At 70.9% G+C, this 24314-nt stretch carries 22 protein-coding genes; 9 read left to right on the top strand and 13 right to left on the bottom strand.

Annotation, left to right across the window (positions count from 1 at the left end; all coding sequences use genetic code 11):
• Positions 1 to 27: 27 nt before the first annotated feature.
• The 4 genes from Ade02nite_RS17710 to Ade02nite_RS17695 all read left to right on the top strand — a co-directional run bounded on the left by Ade02nite_RS17710 (position 28) and on the right by Ade02nite_RS17695 (position 2691).
• Positions 28 to 774 carry a lytic polysaccharide monooxygenase gene (locus tag Ade02nite_RS17710; protein WP_203764044.1) on the top strand — a complete coding sequence of 249 codons (747 nt, stop codon included), beginning with the start codon at positions 28 to 30 and terminating at the stop codon, positions 772 to 774.
• Complete coding sequence (locus Ade02nite_RS17705) at positions 759 to 1409, top strand: DUF305 domain-containing protein (protein WP_239168841.1); 651 nt, start codon at positions 759 to 761, stop codon at positions 1407 to 1409. The genes Ade02nite_RS17710 and Ade02nite_RS17705 overlap by 16 nt, the downstream gene beginning before the upstream one ends.
• A gap of 14 nt (positions 1410 to 1423) precedes the next feature.
• The gene (locus Ade02nite_RS17700; protein ID WP_203764035.1) at positions 1424 to 1948 is read left to right on the top strand and encodes a GNAT family N-acetyltransferase; all 525 of its coding nucleotides are present in this window, start codon (positions 1424 to 1426) and stop codon (positions 1946 to 1948) included.
• A 176-nt stretch (positions 1949 to 2124) separates the two neighbouring features.
• The gene (locus Ade02nite_RS17695) at positions 2125 to 2691 is read left to right on the top strand and encodes a Uma2 family endonuclease (protein WP_203764032.1); all 567 of its coding nucleotides are present in this window, start codon (positions 2125 to 2127) and stop codon (positions 2689 to 2691) included.
• A 6-nt stretch (positions 2692 to 2697) separates the two neighbouring features.
• Here Ade02nite_RS17695 and Ade02nite_RS17690 read toward each other — a convergent pair whose 3' ends face one another.
• Positions 2698 to 3360, bottom strand: coding sequence for a helix-turn-helix transcriptional regulator (locus tag Ade02nite_RS17690; RefSeq protein ID WP_203764030.1), 663 nt, complete (start codon positions 3358 to 3360; stop codon positions 2698 to 2700).
• Between the two features lie 93 nt (positions 3361 to 3453).
• Here Ade02nite_RS17690 and Ade02nite_RS17685 point away from each other — a divergent pair, with 93 nt between their 5' ends.
• Both Ade02nite_RS17685 and Ade02nite_RS17680 read left to right on the top strand, forming a co-directional pair.
• Positions 3454 to 3855 carry a DoxX family membrane protein gene (locus Ade02nite_RS17685; RefSeq protein WP_203764027.1) on the top strand — a complete coding sequence of 134 codons (402 nt, stop codon included), beginning with the start codon at positions 3454 to 3456 and terminating at the stop codon, positions 3853 to 3855.
• A gap of 605 nt (positions 3856 to 4460) precedes the next feature.
• On the top strand, positions 4461 to 6473 hold the full coding sequence (locus Ade02nite_RS17680) for a prolyl oligopeptidase family serine peptidase (protein WP_239168840.1): 2013 nt from the start codon (positions 4461 to 4463) through the stop codon (positions 6471 to 6473).
• Here the strand turns inward: Ade02nite_RS17680 and Ade02nite_RS17675 are convergent.
• The gene (locus Ade02nite_RS17675) at positions 6460 to 7155 is read right to left on the bottom strand and encodes a phosphatase PAP2 family protein (RefSeq protein ID WP_203764024.1); all 696 of its coding nucleotides are present in this window, start codon (positions 7153 to 7155) and stop codon (positions 6460 to 6462) included. The genes Ade02nite_RS17680 and Ade02nite_RS17675 overlap by 14 nt on opposite strands.
• Before the next feature lie 32 nt (positions 7156 to 7187).
• Positions 7188 to 7736: a redoxin domain-containing protein gene (locus Ade02nite_RS17670; protein ID WP_239168839.1), complete on the bottom strand. Its 549-nt coding sequence runs from the start codon at positions 7734 to 7736 to the stop codon at positions 7188 to 7190.
• 356 nt (positions 7737 to 8092) lie between these two features.
• Between Ade02nite_RS17670 and Ade02nite_RS17665 the strand changes: the two genes are divergently transcribed.
• Positions 8093 to 8593 (top strand): hypothetical protein, encoded by a 501-nt coding sequence (locus Ade02nite_RS17665; RefSeq protein ID WP_203764018.1) that lies wholly within the window; start codon positions 8093 to 8095, stop codon positions 8591 to 8593.
• Here the strand turns inward: Ade02nite_RS17665 and Ade02nite_RS17660 are convergent.
• The 9 genes from Ade02nite_RS17660 to Ade02nite_RS17620 form a co-directional block, all read right to left on the bottom strand.
• Positions 8553 to 9842 carry a CHAT domain-containing protein gene (locus tag Ade02nite_RS17660; RefSeq protein ID WP_203764015.1) on the bottom strand — a complete coding sequence of 430 codons (1290 nt, stop codon included), beginning with the start codon at positions 9840 to 9842 and terminating at the stop codon, positions 8553 to 8555. The genes Ade02nite_RS17665 and Ade02nite_RS17660 overlap by 41 nt on opposite strands.
• Positions 9842 to 11506, bottom strand: coding sequence for a hypothetical protein (locus Ade02nite_RS17655; protein WP_203764012.1), 1665 nt, complete (start codon positions 11504 to 11506; stop codon positions 9842 to 9844). The genes Ade02nite_RS17660 and Ade02nite_RS17655 overlap by 1 nt, the downstream gene beginning before the upstream one ends.
• A 66-nt stretch (positions 11507 to 11572) precedes the next feature.
• Positions 11573 to 12139, bottom strand: a complete 567-nt coding sequence (locus Ade02nite_RS17650) for a GNAT family N-acetyltransferase (protein ID WP_203764009.1) — start codon at positions 12137 to 12139, stop codon at positions 11573 to 11575.
• A 53-nt stretch (positions 12140 to 12192) separates the two neighbouring features.
• Positions 12193 to 13527: a 6-phospho-beta-glucosidase gene (locus tag Ade02nite_RS17645; RefSeq protein WP_239168838.1), complete on the bottom strand. Its 1335-nt coding sequence runs from the start codon at positions 13525 to 13527 to the stop codon at positions 12193 to 12195.
• Positions 13511 to 14530, bottom strand: coding sequence for a carbohydrate kinase family protein (locus Ade02nite_RS17640; RefSeq protein WP_203764006.1), 1020 nt, complete (start codon positions 14528 to 14530; stop codon positions 13511 to 13513). Before Ade02nite_RS17640 ends, Ade02nite_RS17645 begins: the two co-directional genes overlap by 17 nt.
• A gap of 57 nt (positions 14531 to 14587) precedes the next feature.
• Entirely contained in the window at positions 14588 to 16813 is a 2226-nt protein-coding gene (yicI, locus tag Ade02nite_RS17635; protein WP_203764003.1) for an alpha-xylosidase, read from the bottom strand.
• Positions 16814 to 16849: 36 nt separating this feature from the next.
• Positions 16850 to 17731, bottom strand: a complete 882-nt coding sequence (locus tag Ade02nite_RS17630; RefSeq protein WP_203763983.1) for a carbohydrate ABC transporter permease — start codon at positions 17729 to 17731, stop codon at positions 16850 to 16852.
• Positions 17728 to 18612: a carbohydrate ABC transporter permease gene (locus tag Ade02nite_RS17625; RefSeq protein ID WP_203763980.1), complete on the bottom strand. Its 885-nt coding sequence runs from the start codon at positions 18610 to 18612 to the stop codon at positions 17728 to 17730. Before Ade02nite_RS17625 ends, Ade02nite_RS17630 begins: the two co-directional genes overlap by 4 nt.
• A gap of 54 nt (positions 18613 to 18666) precedes the next feature.
• Positions 18667 to 19977, bottom strand: coding sequence for an ABC transporter substrate-binding protein (locus tag Ade02nite_RS17620; RefSeq protein WP_203763976.1), 1311 nt, complete (start codon positions 19975 to 19977; stop codon positions 18667 to 18669).
• Positions 19978 to 21193: 1216 nt separating this feature from the next.
• Here Ade02nite_RS17620 and Ade02nite_RS17615 point away from each other — a divergent pair.
• Complete coding sequence (locus Ade02nite_RS17615) at positions 21194 to 22660, top strand: FAD-dependent monooxygenase (RefSeq protein WP_203763973.1); 1467 nt, start codon at positions 21194 to 21196, stop codon at positions 22658 to 22660.
• Here the strand turns inward: Ade02nite_RS17615 and Ade02nite_RS17610 are convergent.
• Positions 22644 to 23315 carry a GAP family protein gene (locus Ade02nite_RS17610; RefSeq protein ID WP_203763935.1) on the bottom strand — a complete coding sequence of 224 codons (672 nt, stop codon included), beginning with the start codon at positions 23313 to 23315 and terminating at the stop codon, positions 22644 to 22646. The two genes, Ade02nite_RS17615 and Ade02nite_RS17610, sit on opposite strands and share 17 nt — an antisense overlap.
• Positions 23316 to 23402: 87 nt before the next feature.
• On the opposite strand from Ade02nite_RS17610, the gene Ade02nite_RS17605 reads away from it, so the two are divergent.
• The gene (locus tag Ade02nite_RS17605; protein WP_203763931.1) at positions 23403 to 24311 is read left to right on the top strand and encodes a PrsW family intramembrane metalloprotease; all 909 of its coding nucleotides are present in this window, start codon (positions 23403 to 23405) and stop codon (positions 24309 to 24311) included.
• Positions 24312 to 24314: the final 3 nt, after the last annotated feature.

Raw genomic sequence — 24314 nt, 5'->3', positions numbered from 1 at the left:
GCATCCCCCCATGAAGAGGAGTCCTTCATGAGACGCAGACTCACCCTCCCCGCACTCACCGTCGGAGCCCTCGTGGCCTCCCTGTTCGTCGCGGTTTCCCCCGCCGCGGCGCACGGCTACATCTCGTCGCCGCCGAGCCGGCAGGCCAACTGCGCGAGCGGCGCGGTCTCCGGCTGCGGCGACATCGTGTACGAGCCACAGAGCGTCGAGGCGCCGAAGGGCTCGATGCAGTGCAACGGCGGCGGCAGCCGGTTCGCCGTGCTCAACGACAACAGCAAGGGCTGGCCGGCCGCCTCCGCCGGGCAGTCCGTCACCTTCAACTGGGTCCTCACGGCCCGCCACTCGACCAGCACGTGGGAGTACTTCATCGGCAACACGCTGCTCGCCTCGTTCAACGACGGCGGCGCGCAGCCCGGCGCCACCAAGTCCCACACGGTCAGCATGCGCGGCTTCACCGGCCGCCAGACCGTGCTCGCCCGGTGGAACATCGCCGACACGGCCATGGCGTTCTACGCCTGCGTCGACCTGAACATCGGCGGTGGCGGCGGCACCACACCCCCGACCACGCCGCCCACGACCCCGCCGACGACGACACCGCCCACCACCCCGCCGACCACCACCCCGCCGGCCACCGGCACGTGGCGCGCCGGCACCGCGTACGTCCCCGGCAACGTCGTCACCTACAACGGCGCCTCGTACACCTGCCGGCAGGCGCACACCGCGCTCACCGGCTGGGAGCCGCCGAACGTCCCGGCCCTGTGGACGCGAAACTAGCCGTCCGGGCCGCGCTGGTCCTGATCCTGCTGGTCTCCGGCTGCGGCTCGCAGCCGGAGACCGGCACTCCGGCGCCCGCGCCCGCCTCCACCGGCACCTCCCCCAACGCCACCTCCTCCACCGGCACCGCCTCCACCGGCACCTCCTCCAGCGCCACCTCTTTCAACGCCACCTCCTTCAACGGCACCGATGTCATGTACCTCCAGATGGGGATCGCCCAGATCGCCGAGGGCTCGCAGGTCGTCGCGCTCGCCACGGAACGGGCCACCGACCCGCGCGTGCGCGCCCTCGCGGCCGAGCTGGCCGCCCAGTGGCGCGAGGAGCTGGGCACGATGCAGCGCTGGCTGACCGGCTGGAGCCGGCCGCTCACCGCCCCGACCGGCTCCCACGAGGGGCACGGCGAGCTGCACATGCTGCGGCCCTCCGACATCGGCGAGCTGCGGGCGGCCACCGGCGAGACCTTCGACCGTACGGCGGTCAGCCTGCTCCTCGGCCACCTCGGAAACGTGGTCGAGACGGCCCGCATGGAGTCCGCCGGCGGCGCGTACCCCCCGGTCAAGTCGTTCGCCGAGACCGTCACCATCCGCCGCCAGGCCCAGATCCAGCGCCTGCTGGCCGTCGCCGCCGAGCCGTGACCTAGGGTCGGGCCATGCCCGAGCTGATCGCACCCACCACCCGCCTGCGCACGTCCTGGCTCGAGTCCCGCGACGAGTGGGGCCGCGGCGTCCACCAGGACGGCGCCGGCTACCGCCCCACGGACGACGTCGACACCGAGGCGGGCTTCGCCACCTGGGTGGCCCGGCTGCACGCCGAGGAGGACCCGGCGGCGCCGGTCGCGGACGACTGGGTGCACTGCACGTACCGCTGGATCGTCGAGGACGACCGCTACCTGGGCTCCATCGCCCTGCGCCATACCCTGAACGACGGCCTGCTCAACTACGGCGGCCACATCGGCTACGGCATCCGCCCGTCCGCCCGCCGCCGCGGCCTCGCCACATGGGCCCTGGCCCGCATGCTCGACGAGGCCCGCACGCTCGGCCTCGACCGCGTCCTGATCACCTGCGACCCGGCCAACGAGGCGTCGGCCCGCACCATCGAATCAGCCGGCGGCGTCCTCGAGGACGTCCGCACCACCGACGGCAAAACCGTCCGGCGCTACTGGGTCACCCTGTAGTCGCGTGGTTGGCATTCCTGCGGTCGTATGACAAGATGCTCCGTGACAACCCAATCCGGGTCCGACGCCTCGAGCGGCGGCAGGTCACTGACGTGGGTCGCGCCGGTTGCTGTCGTCCGCGCGGGGCTGGGCATGGCACGCTTGAGGCATCTGCCGCCGAGAGGTGAGGCGAACCGATGAGCGTGGCACTGCTGGAGCACCCGGAACCGTGGAGCGAGGACGAATACTTCGCGCTCGGCGAGACCCCCAACAGGGTCGAGCTGGTCGATGGGAGCCTGTTGGTGAGCCCGGCACCGAGCAAGCGCCATCAGCGCATCGCGTTCCTCCTTACCAAGAGACTCGATGACGCGGCCGAGCGGGCAGGGCTGCTGGCGCTCCAGGACGTCAACTTGCGGCTCGCCACCGGGCGCGTCCTCCAGCCGGACATCGTCGTCGCGGACACCGACGACGTGGGGGTCACGGTCGAGGCCGGCGAGGCGAAACTCGTCGTCGAAGTGGTCTCGCCCAGCAACGCCGGCACGGATCGACTGCTCAAGCCGCAACTTTATGCGGCTGCCGGCATCGGCTGGTATCTGCGCGTCGAGCAGCCGCACGACTCGGTCGAGCTCCACTTGCAGCGGCTGACCGGCGGCCGCTACGTCACCATCACCGTCGTGGGCCCCGACCAGGAGCTCGCGTCGGACGAGCCGTTCCCGTTCCGGATCGAGGTTGCCTCACTGCTGCACCGGCGTCGCCAGACGTGACCTCCACTACCCCCGGCCGTGGTCGAGGCGGACGCAGCAGCGCCCCGGGCCGGGGTCGAGGACGGGACGGTACGGGGCGCCCGCGCCGTCCGTCATGCCGTTCAGCAGGTGCAGGTTGAGGTCGCAGACCAGGGCCGTGTGCCGGCGGGCCAGCCGGTGGAACGGGCAGTTGGCGAGGACGAGCGCGGTGCCGTCCGCGTGCGGCTCGTAGCCGGTCTCCACGAGCGTGCCGAGCAGGTCACCGGAGTCCGCGGTGATCGCCCGGCCGGCGTCGTAGGCGGTGCGGCGCACCACCTCGCCGACGTCGGCGGCGGTGTCGATCGCCTCGGTGACGGCGGACGCCAGCAGGGTCGCCGCCAGTTCGTAGCGGCGATCGGGCACCGACACCGCGATCTCGACGGCGGCGCGGCCGTACAGCTTCGCCGGACGACCCGCGCCCGGACCCGTGCGGTCGTGCAGCCGGCGGAACTCGACCGCCAGCAGTCCGTGCCCGGCGAGCTTGTCCAGGTGGGCGGCGGCGATCCGGCGGCTGACGCCGAGCGCTTCCGCCGTGGCGTCGCGAGAGACCGGAGCGGCCGCCGCCGACACGAAGTCGAACACCGCCTGACTCATCGCGTCGTCGAGGGCCGCCACGGAGGCGATCCGCTCGTCCCGGCTCGGCTGTGCCATTCCGCCACTCTAAAGGACGCAGGCGTTGACTTTAGAACCGCCACGGTCCTACGTTCTCTAAAAGTCGTATAGACGTACTTTAGAGGAGGTCCGATGACCACCACAGCGTTCGCCCGGGTCCGCCACAGCACCCCGGCCCACCATGCGTTCCTGCTCCTGCGCACCGCCTTCACCGTCGCGCCCGTCGCGTTCGGCCTGGACAAGTTCTTCAACCTGCTGACCGACTGGCCCGGCTACCTGGCTCCCTGGATCGACGGCCTCGTCCCCGGCACAGCACAGCAGGCCATGTACGCCGTCGGCGTCATCGAGATCGCCGCCGGCCTGCTGGTCGCCCTCCGGCCGCGCTGGGGCGCCCTGGTCGTCGCGGCGTGGCTGGCCGGCATCATCGTCAACCTGCTGATCCTCGGCTCCTATTACGACGTGGCGCTCCGCGACTTCGGCCTCCTGGCCGGCGCCCTCGCCCTCGCCCGGCTCGCCACGCCGCCGCGTCCGTAGCCGTTCGCCCGGGGCGCCTACTTCCAGGAGCTCACCGGCATCACCGAGCGGGAGGCGACCGAACGCGGCGTCGGCTTCGCAGACGCCCTCGACGACTTCCTGAAGTTCCGCGACGGCGCGGCCGCCGGCAGCCTGGCCGCCACGCTGGGACGCCCGGGCCCGGCCGAGTCCACACACAACGCGCTCGCCGACTGTCACTCGATTCTCGAGGCGCTCCGGCACCTGCGCGCGAAGGGCCGCCCGATCTTCGACGTCACCGGCTGATCATCTCAAGCATGCGCCGACCTCTACGCTAGGGCGGTTCGCTCTGCCGGTACCAACGGTGATCCGACAGACCAGTCCGCTCAGCGAGACCACAATGGACAGCTCGGTCGATCTCCGCCTGGCCGGCCGCCGCTCCGAGGCCCTGGGCCAAGCGACCGGCCCAGGGCGATCGCCTACCAGCGGATCGCGCATGCACGATCTTGGCCGAGACGCCGAGGCGATCGACGCCCTGTTACCGCGGTTCCATCGGATCGGTGAGCGGTCGGGTCCGGGTGCGAGCCCGCCCGTGCCGTGGCGGGATCGTGCGGTGGCGTGGGATTGTCGAACGGAGGGCGAGAGGGGTGAGGGCGCTGGACGACCCGTACCTGTGGCTCGAGGGCCTCGATGCGCCAGAGGTCATGCACTGGGTCGCGGAGCGTAACGCGGAGACGCTGGGCACGCTGCGCCGTCAGGAGACGTTGCGGGAGGCGATCCGGGAAGTTCTCGACAGCAAGGAACGTATCCCGTTTCCGGGGTGGCGGGGGGACGGCTTCTACTACAACTTCTGGACGGACGCCGACCATCCGCGCGGGCTGTGGCGGCGCACCACCGCCGAGCAGTTTCGGCTGGATGAGCCCGAGTGGGATGTGCTGCTCGACGTCGACGCGCTGAACGTGGCCGAGGGCGAGAACTGGACGTGGGACGGCGTGGAGGTGCTGCGGCCCTCGTACGACCGCTGTCTGGTCAGTCTGTCGCGGGGTGGCGCGGACGCCGTCGTGGTGCGGGAGTTCGATCTGGGGCGGCGGGTGTTCGTCGCGGACGGGTTCGTGTTGCCGGAGGCGAAGAGCGACGTCGGCTGGATCGACCGGGACACCGTCGTGGTGGGCACGGATTTCGGGCCGGGGTCGCTGACGTCGTCCGGCTACCCGCGGGTGGTCAAGCGGTGGCGGCGCGGCACTCCGCTGGCCGAGGCCGAGACGATCTTCGAGGGGCGGGCGGACGACGTCTCGGTGCGGGCGTGGCACGACGCGACGCCGGGGTACGAGCGCGACTTCGTCAGCCGGCACCTCGATTTCTACCGCAGCGAGAACTACCTGGTGCTGCGGTCGGGCGAGCTGGTGCGGATCGGCATTCCGGCGGACGCGGAGTTCGGCGTGCACCGGGACTGGCTGCTCGTGCAGCCGCGGTCGCCCTGGGTGGTGGGCGACGTGACGCATCCGGCGGGTGCGTTGCTGGCGGCGGATCTCGTACGGTTTCTGGCCGGCGACCGGGAGCTGACCGTCCTGTTCCGGCCGGACGAGCGCACGTCGCTGAGCTCGTCGACGTGGACGCGCAACCACCTGCTGCTGGTGACGATGACCGACGTGCGCAGCCACGTGCACGTGCTCACCCCGGGCACGCCGCGGTGGCGCCGGCAGCCCCTGACGGACGCCGCCGAGTTCGCGAGCACCTGGATCGTCGACACCGACCCGGACAACGACGACGCGTACCTGATCGCCTCGGAGGGCTTCCTCGAGCCGGCCACGCTGAGCCTCGGCACGGTCGGCGGCGGCACCGAGGTGCTCAAGCGGGAGCCGGCGTTCTTCGACGCGGACGGGCTGACGGTGCGGCAGTTCTTCGCCGGCTCGGCGGACGGCACGCGCGTGCCGTACTTCGTGGTGGGCGATCCCGGGGGCGACGGGCCGGCGCTGCTCGAAGGGTACGGCGGTTTCGAGATCTCGCAGACGCCGTCCTACAGCGGCGTGTTCGGCCGGGCCTGGCTGGCGCGCGGCGGCACGTACGTCCTGGCCAACATCCGCGGGGGCGGCGAGTACGGCCCCGCGTGGCACCAGGCCGCGCTGCGCGAGAAGCGGGTCCGGGCGTTCGAGGACTTCGCCGCGGTCGCCGCCGACCTGGTGGCGCGCGGCATCACCACGCCCCGGCGGCTGGGCCTGCTGGGCGGCAGCAACGGCGGGCTGTTGACGGGCGCGATGCTGACCCGTCATCCGGAGCTGGCCGGCGCGATCGTCGCGATGGTGCCGATCCTCGACCTGCGCCGCTACACGCGCCTGCTCGCGGGCAAGTCGTGGATCGCCGAGTACGGGGACCCGGACGACCCGGCGGACTGGGCGTTCCTGAGCACCTTCTCGCCGTACCAGAACGTCCGTCCCGGGCGGCCGTACCCGCCGATCCTCTTCATCACCTCGACCCGGGACGACCGGGTGCACCCCGCCCACGCGCGCAAGATGGCGGCGCTGCTGCGCGAGCAGGGCTACGAGGCGCTCTACTACGAGAACGTGGAGGGTGGCCACGGCGCGGCGGCCGACAACGAGCAGGCGGCCACGGTCTGGGCGCTGACCACGAGCTTCCTGTGGCGCATGCTCACTCGGCCATAGCGGCGGCCAGGGTCGCGCGGCGACGGCGGCGCGCCAGAAAGGCGGTCGTCGTCGCGGCGACCACGGCGAGGCCGAAGATCCAGCCGCCGACCACGTCGCTGACGTAGTGGACGCCGAGGCCGACCCGGAAGGCGCCGGTCACCGCCGGGATGACGACGCCGGCGATCAGCAGGGCGAGCCGCGCGCGCGGGCGGTGGCGCACCAGCGGCAGCAGCGCCAGCACGAAGACCGCGGCGCCGAGGGCGTTGTTCAGCGCGTGCCCGGAGGGGAAGGAGTATCCGACGGCCGAGGCGACCGGATCGAGGAACGACGGCCGGTGCCTTTCGAAGAGCAGCTTCAGCACTACGCCGAGCAGGCCGCCGGCCGCCATGGTGATCGCGACCCACCAGGCGAGCGGCCGGGCGCCCCGCCGCACGAGCCAGACGACCAGCGCGAGCGCCCCGAGCCGCCACACCCACGGGTCGAAGGCCAGGCACCACGCGGCCATGAAATCGACCAGGCCGGGCCGGGTGACCGCATAGTCGTGCACAGTGACGGAGACGTCCTGGTCGATCCGGTGCAGCCAGTCCACGTCGCCGACGACCATGGCCGCGAGCACCGCGAACGGCACCAGGAGCACCACGGTTCCGGCCGCGGCGACCGCCAGCCGCACTTCGAGGGCGTGTTCCTGATCTCGGGACATGCGCAAGGCTATACCCGGGGCTCAGGCTTGGTTCACCTGTTGTTCACCAGAGACTTGACGACCGCGAGGATCTCGGAGGGCTCGGGGTAGAAGGCGCCGTCGGGACGGATGTTCGCGTAGCGGACCACGCCGGAGCGGTCGGCGACGACGACGGCCGGGAACGGCAGGACCGACCGGCGCGCGCCCAGGACCTTGTCGGCGCCGGGCTCCTGGAAGCCGAGGTTGAACGCGTCGATCAGGATGTGCCGCGGGTCGGAGGCGACGAAGTAGCTCAGGTCGTGGCGGCGCTTGATCTCGGCGAGGCGGCCGGGGACCTGCGGGCTCACGGCGACCAGGTGGGCGTCGGTGTCGCGCAGGGCCGGCACGAGGCGGCGCTCGTAGTCGGCGAGCGCGGCGTTGCAGGGCTCGGAGTCCGCGTGGCGGAAGAAGACCAGCACGATGGGACCGGTCTCGCGCAGGCGGTCGAGGTGGATCGGGCCGAGGTCGGCCTCGAGGAGCGGCAGCGAGGGCAGGTGGGCGCCGGGCTTGACCAGGCGGCCCCAGATGTCGTCGCGGTCGATGTCCGAAGACGATGCCCGCACAGCGGTGGCCCGGAGCCGTGAGTCACTCGGGCGCTCCCCCTGGGTGAGACGGCGTGAACTCGGCTCCGTCGCCTTGTGGGCGGCCGTAGTCATCGCGTTTACCCCCGGTTCATTTACTATCAAGCAGATAGGAGAACTAGTCTAGCCGCGCGTCGATGCAGCGACAAAGATCAGAAGCCCGTGTGACCGAAATCGCCTATCACGAGGCGGGTTCAAGGCTACCCGCGCGCCGCGCCGCAAACCGGGCGAAAGTGCGTTCTGACCATATCGGACGGTTCGCCGCGCCCCGCTCGCGTCCGCACGGAAGTGGGCCGCGACACGTAAAATCCGTTACTCACCGGCGAGGAGGGGTCTCCATGAGCGCCTGGCAGATTGGATCACGCCCACCCACCCCCAAGCCCCCGGAGCGCCGCACGCGGGAGCAGACGGCGGGGTCGCGGCAGGGCACGCAACAGTTCGTGAACACCCTGACGAAGTGGATCCCCGGGGACGCGCTCGCCGTCTACGTCACCGGCGTGACCGCCCTGCACGCCCAGCCCCAGAGCAGGCCGTCGGTCCCGCTCCTCGTGGTGGTGGCCGTGGTCGCTCCGCTGCTGGTCATCGGCGGAGCCTGGGCGACCGGCAAGCCGCTCGGCACACCCACGTGGGTGTCCGCCGGTCTGGCCCTGGTCGCCTTCGGAATCTGGAGCCTGACCGTGCCGTTCAGCGGCTGGCAGCGCTGGTCCCTCATCTCCGGCAACCAGGAGGGCGTGGCGATCGGCGCCGCCGTGGCGGCCCTGCTGTTCGGGCTCTTCGCGGAGGGGCTGGTGCTGCGCGTCACCCCGGCGGCGAAACGGGCAACAGCTGAGGGTGCGTGACCTCGACCTGCAGGAGGTCGTTGCCGAAGAGCACGTAGAGCAGCCCGAGCAGGCTCCTGGTGTCGGCCAGCAGCTGCCGCCGCGCGAGGACGAGCGATTCGCCGAAGGTGTGGCCGCCGAGCAGATAGCGGTAGAAGCGCTCGGCGAAGTCGGCCGCCACGTCGTCCGGGATGGCGGCCTGGGTGCCGATGAACGCGCGATGCCCGTTGTCGAGGAACCACCGCTGGAAGGACAGGCCGGACCACGGGTTCACCGTCGACGTGCCGCAGGCGTTGAGGATCACGGGCGCGCGCTGGCCGGGCTTCGGTCCCCGGCCCACGAGGCTGTCGTAGCCGGTCTGGATCTGCTCCAGGGTGATCGGGAGCCGCTCGCCCTTCTCGTCGGTGAGGATCAGCTCGTAGTCGTCGTCGATGCGATCCTCCGTCTCGCAATGGCACGCGAAGTGGATCAGCTCGGCGGGTGTTCCCCCGGCGCCGCCGAGGCCGCGGCTCGGGTCGAAGAGCGCGGCGGTCACCCGCTCCGCGACCTCCTCCCGCGTGACGGGCGACATGGGCCACGGGCCGTCCACCGCCAGCACCTCGCCGAGCGAGGCCAGGAAGACCTGCTCCTGCTCGAAGCCGCTCCACTGGCGCTTCTTGCGGAGGCCACGTGGGGGTTCGAGGTAGCGGAGGAACTGGATGGGCAGCCTCTGCTTGTTGCGGAGGACGTCCGGCGTGCAACCGGTCTCGGGTGCCACGCGGCGGACGACAGCCGAGAAGCCGAGGAACCGCTGCGCCGCCGTCGCCAGCTCGCCGTCGTTGTCCAGGTGGTGGATGACCTCGTTGCTGAAGACGGGCAGCAGCTCCACCGGAAAGCTCGGGTCGTGGGCGACGAACTGGACGACTGGGATGTCGTCGCGGGACGGGTTGGCCCAGCCCGGCCACGATCGGCGAAAGGCCGCCCGGATCTCGCCGAAACGATCGCTGCTGCCACCGGCGAGCCGCTGGCCGAGCAGCCTGCCCTTGTTGCTCATGGCCTCCAGTGGCGCGGCGAGCTCCTCGGCGGAGCGCGGGCGCTCCGGGGAATCGCGGACCAGGTGCTGGAGATACAGCCCGGCACGCTGGCAGGCCTGTTGGACGGCCCGCTGGTCACGGAAGACCACATCCGGCACCTTGTCGCCCGACGCGAAGGCGAACTTCATGCGCGGCGGCGGGCCCTCCGAATAGGTCAACGTGGCGATCGGCGCCTTGGCGGCCGAGGCGGTGGCCATCAGCCCCGCCCGTCCGCGTCGGCGGCGATCCCGACGAGCTCCACGTTCTGCACCACGCGGCCGCGCTGGGCGACCCGGACCCAAAGCCACGGAGGCGTGCCGTCCGGCCAGGTCTCGAAGGGCAGTTCGACGCCGGCTCGGCCCGCACGCGTGGGCACCGCGATCAGCCCTGAGGATTTCGGCGACGCGGGATCGTCGCTGTCGAGCACGACGCTGAACTCCGCCGTGTGCGCCTCGACGCCGCCGGTGATACGCAGTCGCGACGCGTATCCGGGCGGCTGCTCCGTCGCGATCGCCACGACCGCGACATAGCGGTGATCCGGCAGCAGCGGCACCTCCTGCTCGTCCGTGATCGGCACCGGGGCACCGTCCTCGCCGGTGATCTCGATGCCGATCCACCCGTCGAAGTTCACCAGCGTGGGCCCGCTCAGGGCGGTCTTGATGGTCTCGCCGACCGTGCCCACGACCTGCTCCAGCGCCTGGTCGGACAGCCGCCGCTCCACGATGCGCCGCTCGGCGACCCGGCTCTGCCGAACGTCGGCGTCGTACGCGGCCGCGGCGGCCACCTGCGCCTCCCGGTCGACCAGGCGGGTGAAAAGCTGCTGGCCGTAACCGAACACGAGCGCCCAGCCGAGGATCTGCGCCGGCGCGTCGAGCGCGCCCAGCCCCGGGACGAACTGGCCCCGCAGGAGCAGCAGCCCCAGAAACGCCGTGAGGGCCCCGGTCGGCAGCTTGAGCGCGGCGAGCGCGATCGGCAGTCCATAGCGTTCGGACGATCCCCGGGCGCCGCGGAGGGCGAGCGCCGCGCCGACCGCCGCCGCGGCGAGCCCCACGAGCTCCACGACGAGCAGGTCCAAGGGCCGCACCGTCTCGGCGGTCACGGCGTCGACGTCCCGGACGGGCAGCGCCCGCTGCGGCGGGAAGTCCTCGGGGATGAACGGGGCCGACCGGGCGGTGGGGCACACGACCGTCACGCTGCCGGACTGCTCCGGGGCGAAACACAACGGGAGGGCACTCGGGCGCAGCAGGCCGAGGAGGGCGATGCCCACGGCGAGCAGGGCCATGAGCAGGCCGGTGACCACCACGACGCTGCGGAAGCTGCGCAGCCGCACCCGCTCTCGCATCGCCGCCGCACGGACCGCCCGCACCACACTGACGATCTTGCCGCGCTCGGTCTCGACGAGGGTCAGATCGGCGTCGCGGGGTGCCGGACCACCGGCGCCGAGCTCGCGGGCGATGACCTCGAACTCCTGCCGGCGCGGGTCGTCCGGCGACAGGTGGGTGCGCACCTCGCGGAGCAGGCCCGGCATCTGGCTCAGCACGAACGAGGGCGGTGCGAGCGCGAGCAGGTCGGCCTCCGCGGCGTCGAGGTTGCTCGCCGCCCGCTCCATGAGCGGCCCGCTGCGCGACCCTGGCCAGATCGAGAACGACCGGCTCTCGGCCGCCCGCCGAGCCTCGGCGAGGTGCTTGCCGATGGCTTCGAGCAAGACACGATCACCGTCTCGTACGCCGTCCGCGGCCAGCCAGGCGGAGAGCGTTTCGATCTCCTTGGCCCGAGTCAGGGCGCCCTCACGCCAGACGCGCCACCCCACCCCGGCCGGGGGCCCCAGGCCGTGCGGAGGGCCCGTGGACCGTTCCGCGCTCGGTGTGAGCGATTTGTCCATCACGTCACCTCACGCCGGGAGGGCCTCACCCCATAATCCGCCCGCCAGTGCGGCCAGGCCAGACCCTCAGCGGGTGCGGGCGTGCAGGTGCATGTCGTGCCGCCCGTCCTCGTGCACCGCCGCGCTGCGCTTGGTCCCTTCGAGCGGATAGCCGGCCTTCTCCGCGACCCGGCACGACGCGTGGTTGCGCGTCGAGTGGTCGAGCGCCAGCCGGTGGAACCCCGCCGGCCCGAGCGCCCACTCGCTCAGCGCGCTCAGCGCCGTGGAGGCCACGCCGAGCCCGCGCGCGTCGGGCAGCACCCAGTAGGCGCACCCCGCGTTGCCGTCCGCGAAGTTCCAGCCGCGCATCGCGAGCCGCCCCAGCACCGCACCGTCGCGGGTGATCGCCCAGTGCCCGCCGCGCTCCTGCTCCCAGTCGCTGCGGTACTGCGCGAACCACCCCAGCACGTCGTCCACGGACGCCGGCCGCCACGTGTGCCACCGCCGGATCGCCGCGTCCGCGTAGGCGCCGAGAAACGCCGCGGCGTCCCCCGCCTCCCACGGCCGCAGCACCAGACCACCTTGTGCCGCGAGCACCGGCTGCGGCCCTCCCCCGAGCGCCCCGGCTGCGATCACCGGCTGAGTTGCGAGCATGCCCCATTCTCCGCGGCGCGCCCGGCCGCCTCCGCGCGGGTCCGCCGGCTCGTTCAGCTCAGGTAAGCGAGCTCGGGGAAGTTGGCTTGGTAGCCGGTGATGAGCCGGCGGGCCACCGGCACCGAGTCGATCAGCGGGTGCGAGGCCATCGCGCGCACGGCCACCCCACGCGAGCCGGAGGCGGCGGCCGAGAGGACCGCCCGTTCGGTGGCCTTCAGGCGCTTGACCAGCTCGGCACCGTGGTCCGGCACCGTCGCGCCGGGCAGCGGCCGGGCGCCGGAGCCGTCGACCGCGCAGGGCACTTCGACAACCGCTTCGTCATCGAGCAGCGACAATGTGCCTTTGTTGCGGACGTTGAGGATGAGCTCGGCCGGCTCGTCGCGCGCGATGGCCAGCATCAGGGCGAGCGCCACGTCCTCGTACCCGCCGCCCTCGGCGTCGTCGCGCTCCCCCAGACCCTCCATCGCCATGTACGTGGCGTCGCGCCGGCGCCGGGCCGCGTTCCACGCCTCCAGCGGGGCGGCCGCGTGCGAGGTGAGCACCGCATAGCATTCGCGCTGCTGCTTGAGCAGGTATTCGCCGCGCGTCTCCGGGGCCGCCAGCTCCGCTCGTACCAGGGCCTTGTGGTCGTAGTAGTAATGCAGGTATTCGTTGGGCACCGCGCCCAGCGACTTGATGCGGTCGTATCCGAAAAGACGCCCCTCCTCGAAGGACTCCACCTTTTCCGCGGAGGACAACAGCCGCGGGAGCACGTCGCGCCCCTCGTGCTGCACGGCGGTGAGCCAGCCCAGGTGGTTGAGCCCCGCATAGGCGACGCGGGCCGAGCCGGGCGGCAGCCCCAGCGCCCGCACGACCCGGCGGCCGAGCGCCGACGGCGAGTCGCAGATGCCGATCACGCGGTCGCCCAGGTGAGCCGCCATCGCCTCGGTGACCAGGCCGGCCGGGTTGGTGAAGTTGATGACCCACGCCTCGGGGGCCACAAGCTTGATGCGCCGGGCGATGGCGTCGGCCACGGGCACGGTGCGCAGCCCGTACGAGATGCCGCCCGCGCCGACCGTCTCCTGCCCGAGCATGCCCTCGGAGAGCGCCACCCGCTCGTCGATGACGCGCCCTTCGAGCCCGTGCACGCGAATGGCGCTGAAGACGAAGTCGGCGCCTTTCAAGGCCTCGGTCAGATCGGTGGTCGTCTCGATGGTGGGTGCCGACGACGAGGTGGCCGCCTGCGCGTGCAGCACCCGCGCGATGGCCGCGAGCCGTCCCGCGTCCACGTCGTGCAGCACCACGGAACCGATCGGCGAGGACGGCGACAGAAGCGCGCCGTAGACGAGCGGAACGCGGAATCCGCCCCCGCCGAGAATGACCAGCCGCTTCTCAGTGGACATGCGCATCCGACAATCTCGCGATGGTGGCTCCCGCGCGGCGCACGGTGCGTTGTTCGCCTCGCGGAATGACGTCGTCGAGGAACGCGTAATCGGGTGCCGCGGCGGCCGAGGACCGCCACCAGTCGGCGATGTCGCCCCATCCCGGCGCCGAGAGCGAGCCGCCGAAATGCTGCACCGACAGCGCGGCGATGAGGTTGGCGAAGGCCAAGGTCCGGCGCAGCGGCCATTCCCGCAGGGTGCCGAGGATCAGCCCGGCGGTGAACACGTCGCCCGCGCCGGTGGGGTCGAGCGCCGGCACCGGCACGGCCGGGACGTGCGCGGTCTCGCCGGTGGTCGAGTCGTGCGCGATCGCGCCGTCGCCGCCGCAGGTGACCACCACCAGCGGGGCGAGGCCGGAGAGCCGGCGCAGCGCCTCGTCGGGGGTGGCCGCCCTCGTGTACTGCATCGCCTCGACCGCGTTCGGCACGAAGGCGTGGCAGTCCTCGAGCGTGTCGAGCGCCGAGGCGGGCCATTCCTCGCTGGCGTCCCAGCCGACGTCGGCGAAGACGAGCGTGCCGGCGGACGCGGCCCGGCGCACCCAGGGCTGCCGGTCCTTGGTGAGGCTGACCGACGCCGCCCGGGCCGCGGGCAGCTCGCCGACCAGCCCGTCCGCGTTCACCGGCAGCGGGTGCCCATGGGTGATCATGCTGCGGTCGCGGTCGTACGCCAGCGAGACCGTGACCGGCGAGTGCCCGTCGACGCGGCGGGACGCGGTGAGGTCGACGTTCTCCTGGGAGCAGAGGATGCTCGCGCAGAAGTCGCCGTACGCGTCGTTGTTGAGCGCCGTGCCCAGCCCGGTGCGCAGGCCGAGCCGGGCGGCGGCCACCGCGAGGTTGGCCACGCCGCCCGGGCAGGAGCCCATGCCGGAGGCCCACACCTCGGTGCCGGGCTCCGGCAGCCCCTCCAGTCCGGTGAAGATGATGTCGAGGTAGACGACACCAGGGACGAACAGGTCCAGTGCCGGGGTCATCTGGAGATCCTATGCCGCGCCGCTGGTAGCGGGGCCGGGATGCGGCCCCGCTCACCTTTATCCGGCCCAGGTCGCCTCGCCGGCCGGCACCGGCGCGGACGCCCCGCCGACGATCTCCACGCGCCAGGGCAGCGCGGCGCCGTCACGTTCCACGCGAATGCCGCCGGCCACCGCGGAAACGGTGAAGGTGGAGGAACCGGCGCGCACCACGACCGGCGACGAGAGACCCGGATAGACGCGCAGCGTCACGCCGTCCTCGTAGGCGTAGTCGGGCCGGTCGACGACGGCCCCGATCGGGATCACCGCGCCCGGCCGCACGAGCAGCGGCACGCTGTCGAAGCCGTGCGTCTCGTGCCGCCACCCGGGGCCCTCGACGGTCTCGCCGGTCTGCCAGCGCGTCCAGCGCCCCTCCGGCACGTAGTAGCTGACCTGCCCGTCCTCGCTGAACACCGGCGCCACGAGCAGATCGCCGCCGAGCAGGTACTGCCGGTCGAGGTGGGTCACGGCGGGGTCGTCCGGGAACGCCACCGCCATCGGCCGCATGACCGGCAGGCCCTCCTCGTGCGCCTGACGGGCGGCATTCCAGAGGTACGGCATGAGGCTGTGCTTGAGGTGCGTGAACGCGCGCAGCACCTCGACCGACTCGTCGTCGAAGAGCCACGGCACCCGGTAGGAGTGGTTGCCGTGCAGGCGGCTGTGCGACGACAGCAGCCCGAACGCGATCCACCGCTTGAAGACGGCCGGGTCGGGCTTGCCCTCGAAGCCGCCGATGTCGTGGCTCCAGAAGCCGAAGCCCGAGCTCATCAGCGACAGGCCGCCGCGCAGGCTCTCGGCCATCGACTCGAAGGTGGCCGAGTTGTCGCCGCCCCAGTGCACCGGGAACTGCTGGCCGCCGACGGTCGCCGAGCGGGCGAAGAGCACGGCCTCGCCCTCGCCGCGGTGCTCCTTGAGCACGTCGAAGACGACCTGGTTGTAGAGCTGCGTGTAGTAGTTGTGCATGCGCTCGGGGTCGGAGCCGTCGTGCCACACCACGTCGGTCGGGATCCGCTCGCCGAAGTCCGACTTGAACGCGTCCACGCCCATCTCGGCCAGGGCGGCGAGCTTGCCCGCGTACCAGGCTCGGGCCTCGGGGTTGGTGAAGTCGACCAGCGCCATGCCGGCCTGCCAGCGGTCCCACTGCCACACGTCGCCGTTGGCCTTGCGCACCAGGTAGCCGTTGGCCACACCCTCGGCGAACATCGCGGAGCGCTGGGCGATGTACGGGTTGATCCAGAGGCAGGTCCGCAGGCCCCGGTCGTGCAGGCGCTTCAGCATGCCCGGCGGGTCCGGGAAGATCGCCGGGTCCCACTCGAAGTCGCACCAGTGGAACTCGCGCATCCAGAACGTGTCGAAGTGGAACACGCTCAACGGCAGGTCCCGCTCGGCCATGCCGTCGACGAACGACGTGACGGTCTCCTCGTCGTACGGCGTGGTGAAGCTCGTGGTCAGCCAGAGCCCGAAGGACCAGGCCGGCGGCATCGCGGCGCGGCCGGTCAGCGCCGTGTACTTGCGCAGCACGTCGGCCGGCGTGGGCCCGTAGATCACCAGGTAGGACAGGGTCTGCCCGGCGACGCTGAACTGGGTGCGCGACACCATCTCGCTGGCCACCTCGAACGACACCTTGCCGGGGTGGTCGACGAGCACGCCGTAGCCGCGGTTGGTGAAGTAGAACGGGACGTTCTTGTACGCCTGCTCGCTGCTGGTGCCGCCGTCCTCGTTCCAGATGTCGACGCTCTGGCCGTTCTTGACGAAGGGGCCGAAGCGCTCGCCGAGCCCGTAGACCGCCTCGCCCACGCCCAGGTCGAGCTGCTCGTGCACGTAGCTCTCGCCGTCGGCGGTGTCGACCACGCCCATGCCGCGCCAGCCGGTGCCGGTGATCCGCTTGCCGTCGGCGAGGAAGTCGAGCCCCCAGCCGTCTTCTTTGAAGCGGGCGGTGAGCGCGCCGGAGGTCAGCTCCCGCTCCCCGACGGTAACGGGGTGGTCCTGTCCGGCTACGGCGAAATTCGGGCCCTTGGCGACGCCGCCCAGGAAGTGGCCGAGGGTCACCCGGACGACGTCGGGGGCCGGCCCCTCGAGCTTGACGGTGATCAGGGGCGTGTCCAGCGTGTCCGCGCGTGCGCGTACCGGCTTGGTCGTGGCGTACGCGGTGAGGCTCTTCTCGCCGGCATCGGTGTCCCGCAGCTGGGACGGATGCAGGACGGTGAGGCCCTTGCGCTTGAGCCAGTACCCGTCGGTGAACTTCATAGGTGTCCCTTTACCTTTGCGAGGCCTGCGGCCGGGTTACTTGATGGCGCCGGCGGTGATGCCGCGGGTGAGCGTGCGCTGGAAGATCAGGAAGAAGAGCATCGCCGGCAGGATGCCGATCAGGCCCGAGGCGCTGGTCATGGTGGCGTCCATCAGCCGGTCGCCCTGCAGCACGCCGAGGGCCACCGGCACGGTCTGGTTGTCGTTGGAGACGAGGAAGACCAGCGGCAGGAAGAACTCGTTCCAGGTCCAGATGAAGAAGAACGTGAACAGCACGCCGAGCGTGGGCCGGCTGACCGGCACGACGACGCTCCACAGCGTGCGCAGCTTGCCGGCGCCGTCGACGTCGGCCGCGTCCAGCAGCTCGGTCGGGAACTCCTGATAGACCGAGGTCAGCAGGTACGTCCCGAACGCGGCCTGGATGACCGTGAAGATGATGACGATCGAGATCAGGCTGTCGTAGAGGCCGGCCTCCTTGGACAGGAAATACAGCGGGTAGACCAGCACCTCCTGCGGCAGCAGGTTCGCCACCAGGAAGAACACCAGGAACCAGACGCGGCCCTTGACCTTGCCGATGCCCAGCGCGTACGCGTTGAGGATCGACAGCAGCACGCCCAGCACGGCCACCGTGAAGCTCGTGATGAAGCTGTTCCAGAGCTTCATGCCGAAATCGACCCGGTTCCAGAAGTCGACGATGCCGTCCCAGTAGAGGCGCGGCGGCAGCGACAACGGGCCGCCACTGGCGTAGTCGGCCGGGCTCTTGACGGCGTTGATCGCGATGATCAGCAGCGGCGCGATGACGATCAGGAGGAGCGCCAGCAGGGCCGCCAGGATGACGAACCTCAGCGGATTTGCCCGCTTCTCGGCCTTCGCGGGGGTGCGCTGCTCGGCGGGTGCCCGGTTTGCGGTGAGAGTCATGCTTTACGCTCCGCGCGGTTCTGCAGGCGCAGGAACACGATGGACAGCGCGATGATCAGCACGGTCAGCACCGTGGAGATCGCCGAGCCGTACCCGACCTGGGCCTTCTCGAAGAAGTTCTTGTACGCGAAGTACGACGGCACCAGCGTGGCGTTGCTCGGGCCGCCGCCGGTCAGCACGAAGATCGGGCCGAAGATCTTCAGCGCCGCGATCGTGGTCGTCACCAGCACGACGTAGAACTCGGGCCGGATCAAATACACCGTGATCTTGCGGAACCGCTGCCACCAGGTCGCGCCGTCGAGGTCGGCCGCCTCGTAGAGCTCCGGGTCGACCCGCTGCAGGCCGGCCATGAACATGACGATCGGATAGCCCAGCTGGACCCAGATCATGATGCCCATGACGCTGTACAGCGCCGAGCCCGGCTCGCCCAGCCAGTTGTGCGCCAGCGAGCCCAGCCCGATCGTGTCGAGGATCCGGTTGAGCGCCCCGTACTCCGGGTGCAGGATCCAGCCCCACACGATGCCGGTCACCGCCACCGGGATGACCTGCGGCAGATAGAAGCCGCTGCGGAACAGCGACGCCCAGCGGCTGCTGAACTTCTTGGCCACGTAGTCGAACAGCACCGCCGCCAGGAACAGGCCGAGCAGCGTCGGCACCACGGCCATGGCCAGGATCAGCAGCACGATGTTGCCGAACGACGACCAGAACAGCGAGTCGTCGAACAGCCGGGTGTAGTTGTCGAAGCCGATCCAGCGCTGCTCGCCGACGCCGTTCCACTTGGTGAAGCTCGTGTAGACGGTCATCACCAGCGGCACGACGATGACCAGGACACTCGCCAGCACACCCGGGATGAGGAAGGGCCAATATCCCTTGCGCCTCATGTTGCCCCTTTCACCGGCGCCGGCGGAGGGGTCGGCCTCCGCCGGCGCATCGGGTCACTTGCCGAGGTCGGCGAGGTTCTCGTCGTACGGCTTGGCGATCTCGGTCAGCACCTGGTCCGGGGTCTTGGAGCCGTTGATCAGGCCCTGCACGCCGGCGACCAGCACGTCGTAGTAGCCCGGGGCCGGCCAGTCGGGGTAGAAGGCCAGACCGTCCTCGCTGGAGATCTTGTTGAAGTTCTCGATCAGTTCCTTGTTCTTGGCGTCGGTGATCGAGGACACGTCGGCCGCCACCGGCACGCCGCCGTTGTTGCCGAGCAGCGCCTGGATCTCCGGCTTCATGGTGATGTCGATGAAGTCGTACGCGAGCGCCTTGGCCTTGCTCTTCTCCGGCACGACCCAGAGGTTGCCGCTCGAGCCCGGGTGCAGCTTGTTGCCGGGGAACAGGAACGTGCCCCACTCGAAGTTCTTGATCTCGTTGACGAACCGGCCGTACCACCACGAGCCCGAGATCATGATCGGGAACTTGCCCTGGGTGAACGAGACGCCCATGTCCTCGGCCTTGATGCCGGCCGAGCTCTTGGCGATGTAGCCCTTGTCGACCCACTGCTTGAAGGTGTCCGCGCCGTACTTGAGCTGCGGGCCCTTGAAGTCCACCTTGTTCTTGTAGAGCTGGTAGTCGTCGACCCAGGCGCGGTCGGCCTTGCTCAGCGCGAGCGAGTAGAGGATCTGCTGGGCCGGGTACTCCGCGCCGCCGACGGCGAGCGGAGTCACCTTGTTCTGGACGAAGGTGTCCATCACCTTGGTGAACTCGTCGAGCGTGGTCGGGACCTGCAGGTTGTACTTCTTGAACAGGTCCTTGTTGTAGTAGACCTCGACGTACTCGGCGTAGTTGGGGATCCCGTACGTCTTGCCCGAGCCCATGATGCCGTCTTCGTCGTACTTGGTGGTGGTCTGCAGGCTCGAGTTGAGCGCCTTGTCCCAGCCGCGCTTGCTCGCCTCCTCGGTGAGGTCGGTGAGCAGGCCCTGCTTCGAGAGCAGACCGGCGGTGGCGTTGCCCTTGTTGTACTCCATGATGTCCGGGGCGGAGTCCGAGTTGAGGATCATCTGGGCGTTCTGCTGGATCTGCTCGAAGCCCTTCTCCTCGAACTTGACCGTGACGCCGGGGTGCGAGGCCTTGAACTCCTCGATCGCCTTGTTCCAGGCGATGCCCATGGCGCTGGTCGGACCCTCGTAGTGCCACAGGGTCAGGGTCTTGGCGTCGGCCCCCTCGTCCTCCGAGCCACCGCCACCGCCACAGGCGGTGAGGGCGAGCGAAGTGGCCAGCAACAGTGCACCGGCCGAGAGGCCGGCTCGCGATCGAATCATGGATCGTCCTCCGGGAGGGGTCCGTCGAAGCGCTTCGACAATCGCCCGTCGAAGCGCTTCGACGCGGGACTTTCCGGTGACGCTAGGCCCGGCCGCGCTCAGATGTCAACGGTGTGACGAAGACATTTCCTGGACCGTGATCGAGAGACCCCCGTCACGCCTGGAAACGCTCCCACTGCTCCCAACCGGCACAAAACACCCAGAGCCATCCCTCACCGCAGCCGCCGCACCCCCACATGACCCTTCGTCATCGCACCCCGGCCGCTTCCCTTGCGGCCGGCGTTTCGCTTGCGCGGTCCGAGCCACTGCCCTGCCTCGCCCCTCATCTCGCGGACTCGAGCGCCCTCTCCGACCCCGAGAGATAGAACGTTCGGTCTTGCTAATCGCCTGGCCGACCCCAACAACCTCCGAACCGCCGCCAGTCCAACACCTGCCCGCTCCCCGAACCGATCGGCCCCCCGCTCCGGTCCGCGCAGATAGAACGTTCCGCCTTGCCCCCGCCGCCGCGTCGCCAGGGACCCCGCCTGCCGCGTCCGCCGAGAGAAAGAACGTTCGGTCTCCCCAACGCCCAACCGCCACGCCCTCACCCATCCCACCGACCGCACCCACCGACAGAAAGAACGTTCGGTCTCCCCAACCCCCAACCACCAGGCCCCCACCCATCCCACCGACCCCACCCGCCGACAGAAAGAACGTTCCGTCTCCCCAACCCCCAACCACCACGCCCCCACCCATCCCGTCCACCCCACCCACCGACAGAAAGAACGTTCCGTCTCCCCAACCCCCAACCACCACGCCCCACCGATCCCGTCCACCCCACCCATCGAGAGAAAGAACGTTCGGTCTCCCCCACCCCAATCAACCCGCCCCGCCGCCACCCAGGGGGCGACGCCGAGGACGCTCTCGTCGAGCAGGGCAGCGTCGGCGTCGGCGTCGGCGTCGGCGTCGGCGCCCAAGAGAAAGAACGTTCGGTCTTGCGAACCGCCCCCACTCCCCCAAGACCAGGACCCACCGCGGAAAGAGGGACCGTCGCCCCGAAGGGCTGGACGGACCACCCCCCGACCCGATACCTTCCTGTCGGCCGTGACGCTGCTCGAGGAGGTGAGACCCATGAACGCTGTATCGACGTGGGCTCCCCCTTCCGTCATGGCAGGGCGATTGACGTAGGTGTCGCCGGGAGGGCCCTCCACCCAGGCACTCCCGAAAGGCACCTCTGATGTCCACCACCGAACACGACGTCATCATCGCCGGGTGCGGGCCGACCGGCGCCATGCTCGCCGCCGAGTTGCGGCTGCACAACGTGCGCGTCCTCGTCCTGGAGCGGGACACCGAGCCCACCTCGTTCGTCCGCATCGTCGGCCTGCACATTCGCAGCCTCGAGGTGCTGGCCATGCGCGGGCTGCTGGAGCGTGTCCGCGAGCGCGGCCGGCAGCGGCCGCCCGGCGCCTACTTCGCGGCCATCGACAAGCCCGCGCCGGCCGGCCTCGACTCCGCGCACGCCTATCTGCTGGGCATCCACCAGCCGGTGATCGTGCAGCTGCTCGAAGACCATGCGATCGCCGCCGGCGCGCACGTCCGGCACGGTTGCGCCGTGACCGGCCTGGAGCAGGACGACGACGGCGTCACCGTCGAGCTCGCCGGCGGGGAGCGGCTGCGTTCGCGCTTTCTCGTCGGCTGTGACGGCGCTCGCAGCACTGTCCGCAAGCTTCTCGGCGTCGGTTTCCCCGGCGAGCCTTCGCGCACCGCGACCTTGATGGGCGAGCTCGCCTCTGACCTGCCGCCCGAACAGATCGCCGCCGGGGTCGCCGAGGCGCGCCGGGTCGACCAGCGGTTCAGCGTCGGCCCGGCCGGCCCTGGCCTTTATCGCGTCGTCGTCCCCGCCGCGGAGGTCAGCGATCCGCCCACTTTGGAGCACTTCCGGCGCCAGCTGCGCGCCTTCGCCGGCACCGACTTCGGCGTGCATTCGCCGCGCTGGCTGTCCCGGTTCGGCGACGCGACCCGGCTGGCCGAACGCTATCGGACCGGCCGGGTGCTGCTGGCCGGCGACGCCGCGCACATTCATCCGCCCATCGGCGGGCAGGGCCTCAACCTGGGGCTTCAGGACGCGTTCAACCTCGGCTGGAAGCTGGCCGCGCAGGTCGGCGGCTGGGCTCCGGAGACCCTGCTGGACACGTACGAGACCGAGCGTCGCCCGGTCGCCGAGGAGGTGCTCGACAACACCCGCGCCCAGACCGAACTGCTCTCCGCCGAACCGGGCGCGCAGGCCGTGCGCCGGCTGCTGGTCGAGCTCATGGGCTTCGACGTCGTGAACCGCCACCTGCTCGAAAAGATCACCGCGATCGGCGTGCGCTACGACTTCGGCCCGGGTCCCGCCCTGCTCGGCCGGCGCCTGCCCGACGTCGCCCTCAAGCAGGGCAGTCTGTACGACGTGACGCACCGCGGCCGCGGCCTGCTGCTGGACCGCACCGAGCGCCTGACCGTCGCCGGCTGGGCGGACCGGGTCGACCACCTCGCCGACCCGACGGCCGCCGTGGACGCCCCGTGCCTCCTGTTGCGCCCCGACGGCCACGTCGCCTGGATCGGCGACGACCAGCGCGACCTCGACGCCCACCTGGCCCGCTGGTTCGGACCGAGATCGGCCATCACCCCGGGCTCGGAAGAGGTCATCACCCCAGGAGGGTGAGCGCGTCGCCGATCAGTTTGGCCCCGATGACCAGGCAGAGGACCGCCATGATGACCGCGTTGTGCTGGGCCATCCAGTCCTTCAGCTCGGCCAGCATCGACGCCGAGCGCTTGCCCAGGGCGAAGTAGAGCACCAGGGGCGCGGCGACTCCGAGGGACCCCACCACTGCGAAGATCGCGTACGCGGCCGCCTGCTCGCCGCCGGGGATGCCGGTCTGGGCGATGGCGCTCGCGCCGGCCACCGCCAGCAGCAGGTTCTTGGGGTTCGCGCCGGAGAGCGCCGCGCCCATGGCGAGCGACTTGCCCGTGCCGAAATGGTCGATGGTGTTCATCCAGGCGGGCATGGCGGCCTCGGCACCGTGGCGCGGCCGCCCGCGGAACTGCCGCACCGCGACCAGGAGCAGCAGCGCACCGAGGGCGAGCTTCAGCCAGCCCACCCACGTCGCCGGCTCCTCGCCCGAGGTCGCCGAGGGGCCGGCGACGAGCAGCACCACCGTGCCGACCGCGGCGAGGCCGAGGATCCAGCCGCCGAGGAAGGCCGGGCCGTTCGACCGCGCGCGGGGCGTGGTCAGCATGAGGATCACTGCGATGATCGGTACGGGACTGAGCGCCACACCGACCGCCGTCGCGAGGCTCTGCCCGATCGCTTCTCCCATGACCGCCAGCCTCGGGCATCGACGGCGCCGCGACTTCACCTCTTGCGGGGGAAGTGGAGCGGCGCCGCACCGGCGAGCCTGACGGGCATGACCTCTTCGACATCCGCCGCCACGGCGGCCCCGGCGGTGGCGGGACGCCGCCGCCCGGCCTGGGCGGTCATCCTGATCACGGGCCTGCTCCTGTGGCTGGCGACGGTCGCCGTCACGTTCCTCACCGCCAACGCCAACCTCGTGCCGACCCTGGTGCTGCTGGGCAGCTTCCTGGTGCCGGTGACCTTCGTGGCCTGGGCGTACTCGCACCGGGACGAGGTCATCACCGTCGAGGCGCTGTTCCGGCTCTTCGTCGTCGGCGGCATCCTCGGCGTGCTCGGCGCCTCGATCCTCGAGTCCTATCTGCTGCACCCGTCGGCATGGATGTTCGTGGGGGTGGGGCTGATCGAGGAGGGCGTGAAGCTCGTCGCGCTGTGGCTGCTGACCCGGCACCTGGCCGGCAAGTCGGTGCGCAGCGGCGTCGTGCTGGGCGCCACGGTCGGCTTCGGCTTCGCGGCGTTCGAGTCGGCGGGGTACGCGCTCAACGCCCTGATCACCGTGGACGGCCTGTCGCTGCGCGCGCTGGTGGAGACGGAGATCCTGCGCGGCCTGCTGGCGCCCTTCGGCCACGGGTTGTGGACCGCGATCCTGGGTGGCCTGCTCTTCGCGACCGCGTCGCGCGCCGGGCGTTTCCGGCTGACCGGTGCCCTGGTGCTCGGCTATCTCGGCGTCTCGCTGCTGCACGCGCTCTGGGACTCGATGCACGGCATCGCGGTCTATCTGGTGTACGCGCTGACCAGCACCGCCCGTCAGCAGGCGCTCTTCGCGCAGGGCTGGATCCCGCGCCCGACCGACGAGCAGGTGCACCTGTTCACGCTCTTCTCGATCGGCGGCACGATCGTCATCACCCTGATCGCGCTGCTCTGGCTGCGCCGGGTGTGGCGGTCCGGCCGGCACGTGAGCTGAGCC

Source organism: Paractinoplanes deccanensis (assembly GCF_016862115.1).
In the GTDB taxonomy this organism is placed as follows: Bacteria; Actinomycetota; Actinomycetes; order Mycobacteriales; family Micromonosporaceae; genus Actinoplanes; species Actinoplanes deccanensis.
The sequence above is the reverse complement of the archived record's forward strand: the minus strand, read 5'-3'. Positions and strand labels throughout refer to the sequence as shown.

What these genes read in the sequence shown, in the direction of transcription:
- Ade02nite_RS17710 (WP_203764044.1), top strand. Translation starts at nt 28, where the DNA reads ATGAGACGCAGACTCACCCTCCCCGCACTCACCGTCGGAGCCCTCGTG.
- Ade02nite_RS17700 (WP_203764035.1), top strand. Translation starts at nt 1,424, where the DNA reads ATGCCCGAGCTGATCGCACCCACCACCCGCCTGCGCACGTCCTGGCTC.
- Ade02nite_RS17695 (WP_203764032.1), top strand. Translation starts at nt 2,125, where the DNA reads ATGAGCGTGGCACTGCTGGAGCACCCGGAACCGTGGAGCGAGGACGAA.
- Ade02nite_RS17690 (WP_203764030.1), bottom strand. Translation starts at nt 3,360, where the DNA reads ATGGCACAGCCGAGCCGGGACGAGCGGATCGCCTCCGTGGCGGCCCTC.
- Ade02nite_RS17685 (WP_203764027.1), top strand. Translation starts at nt 3,454, where the DNA reads ATGACCACCACAGCGTTCGCCCGGGTCCGCCACAGCACCCCGGCCCAC.
- Ade02nite_RS17675 (WP_203764024.1), bottom strand. Translation starts at nt 7,155, where the DNA reads ATGTCCCGAGATCAGGAACACGCCCTCGAAGTGCGGCTGGCGGTCGCC.
- Ade02nite_RS17665 (WP_203764018.1), top strand. Translation starts at nt 8,093, where the DNA reads ATGAGCGCCTGGCAGATTGGATCACGCCCACCCACCCCCAAGCCCCCG.
- Ade02nite_RS17660 (WP_203764015.1), bottom strand. Translation starts at nt 9,842, where the DNA reads ATGGCCACCGCCTCGGCCGCCAAGGCGCCGATCGCCACGTTGACCTAT.
- Ade02nite_RS17655 (WP_203764012.1), bottom strand. Translation starts at nt 11,506, where the DNA reads ATGGACAAATCGCTCACACCGAGCGCGGAACGGTCCACGGGCCCTCCG.
- Ade02nite_RS17650 (WP_203764009.1), bottom strand. Translation starts at nt 12,139, where the DNA reads ATGCTCGCAACTCAGCCGGTGATCGCAGCCGGGGCGCTCGGGGGAGGG.
- Ade02nite_RS17645 (WP_239168838.1), bottom strand. Translation starts at nt 13,527, where the DNA reads ATGCGCATGTCCACTGAGAAGCGGCTGGTCATTCTCGGCGGGGGCGGA.
- Ade02nite_RS17640 (WP_203764006.1), bottom strand. Translation starts at nt 14,530, where the DNA reads ATGACCCCGGCACTGGACCTGTTCGTCCCTGGTGTCGTCTACCTCGAC.
- yicI (WP_203764003.1), bottom strand. Translation starts at nt 16,813, where the DNA reads ATGAAGTTCACCGACGGGTACTGGCTCAAGCGCAAGGGCCTCACCGTC.
- Ade02nite_RS17630 (WP_203763983.1), bottom strand. Translation starts at nt 17,731, where the DNA reads ATGACTCTCACCGCAAACCGGGCACCCGCCGAGCAGCGCACCCCCGCG.
- Ade02nite_RS17625 (WP_203763980.1), bottom strand. Translation starts at nt 18,612, where the DNA reads ATGAGGCGCAAGGGATATTGGCCCTTCCTCATCCCGGGTGTGCTGGCG.
- Ade02nite_RS17620 (WP_203763976.1), bottom strand. Translation starts at nt 19,977, where the DNA reads ATGATTCGATCGCGAGCCGGCCTCTCGGCCGGTGCACTGTTGCTGGCC.
- Ade02nite_RS17615 (WP_203763973.1), top strand. Translation starts at nt 21,194, where the DNA reads ATGTCCACCACCGAACACGACGTCATCATCGCCGGGTGCGGGCCGACC.
- Ade02nite_RS17610 (WP_203763935.1), bottom strand. Translation starts at nt 23,315, where the DNA reads ATGGGAGAAGCGATCGGGCAGAGCCTCGCGACGGCGGTCGGTGTGGCG.
- Ade02nite_RS17605 (WP_203763931.1), top strand. Translation starts at nt 23,403, where the DNA reads ATGACCTCTTCGACATCCGCCGCCACGGCGGCCCCGGCGGTGGCGGGA.